This window comes from Streptomyces barkulensis (assembly GCF_002843305.1).
GTDB lineage: Bacteria > Actinomycetota > Actinomycetes > Streptomycetales > Streptomycetaceae > Streptomyces > Streptomyces barkulensis.
Window position 1 is genome coordinate 1 of the sequence record NZ_PGSG01000066.1, and the last position, 924, is coordinate 924.

Consider the following 924-nt stretch of genomic DNA (forward strand, 5'->3'; position numbering starts at 1 on the left):
TGTGGCGTCTGGTGGCCGAGGGGCGGGATGCGGTTTCGGGGTTTCCGGAGAACCGGGGGTGGGATCTGGAGGCGTTGTACGACCCGGATCCGGAGAGTGTGGGGACGTCGTACACGCGGTGGGGCGGGTTTCTGCATGATGCGGACCGGTTCGATGCGGAGTTCTTCGGGATCTCGCCGCGGGAGGCGTTGGCGACCGATCCGCAGCAGCGGTTGCTGCTGGAGACGGCGTGGGAGGCGCTGGAGCGGGCGGGGATCGATCCGGGGTCGCTGCGCGGTTCCCGCACCGGCGTCTTCACGGGCCTCATGGCCCCGGACTACGGCCCCCGCCTGCACGAGGCCGGGGACGGCACGGACGGCTACCTCCTGACCGGCAGTGCGGGGAGTGTGGCCTCGGGGCGGGTGGCCTACACGTTCGGGCTGGAGGGCCCGGCGGTGAGTGTGGACACCGCGTGCTCCTCCTCGCTGGTGTCGATGCACCTGGCCGCGCAGGCGCTGCGGCAGGGCGAGTGCACCCTCGCCCTGGCGGGCGGCGTCACCGTGATGGCGACCCCCGGGGTGTTCCTGGAGTTCAGTCGTCAGCGGGGGTTGTCGGCGGACGGCCGGTGCAAGGCGTTCTCGGCGGCGGCCGACGGCACGGGGTGGGCCGAGGGCGCGGCGTTGCTGGTGCTGGAGCGGTTGTCGGATGCGCGGCGCAACGGGCGTCGGGTGCTGGCGGTGATCCGGGGCAGTGCGGTGAATCAGGACGGTGCGTCGAACGGGTTGACGGCGCCGAACGGTCCGTCGCAGCAGCGGGTGATCCGGCAGGCGTTGGCGTCGGCGGGGGTGTCGGCGGTTGAGGTGGATGCGGTGGAGGCGCATGGGACGGGGACCCGGCTGGGGGATCCGATCGAGGCGCAGGCGTTGCTGGCCACGTATGGGCGGG

General features: G+C 72.6%; 1 protein-coding gene. It reads left to right on the top strand.

Annotation, left to right across the window (positions count from 1 at the left end):
* A partial coding sequence (locus CUT83_RS13270) for a beta-ketoacyl synthase N-terminal-like domain-containing protein (protein WP_143688545.1) occupies positions 1-924 on the top strand: 924 nt, incomplete at both ends.